Source organism: Citrobacter sp. TBCS-14 (assembly GCF_005280805.1).
Classification (GTDB): Bacteria; Pseudomonadota; Gammaproteobacteria; order Enterobacterales; family Enterobacteriaceae; genus Citrobacter; species Citrobacter gillenii.
On sequence record NZ_SZWM01001297.1, the window covers coordinates 1 to 255 of the forward strand.

Annotated in this window: 1 pseudogene; it reads right to left on the bottom strand. The window is 53.7% G+C overall.

The features are described 5' to 3' along the window. Positions 1-255 (bottom strand): annotated as a pseudogene (locus FDX22_RS27455) (transaldolase B); the annotation flags it as partial.

Consider the following 255-nt stretch of genomic DNA (forward strand, 5'->3'; position numbering starts at 1 on the left):
CAGGACGCGCTTTCACTTCGCCAGAGAAGGACAGTTTACGTTCGATAGCGCCTTCGCTTTCCGCCAGCTCTTTCAGCAGTGCCGGAGCAATCGTCAGACGATCGCAGCCTGCCAGCTCAATGATTTCGCCGATGTTACGGAAGCTCGCGCCCATGACTACGGTTTCGTAACCGTGCTGTTTGTAGTACTCGTAGATTTCCGTTACGGAAACCACACCCGGATCTTCTGCCGGTGCGTACTCTTTCTTGTCAGTAT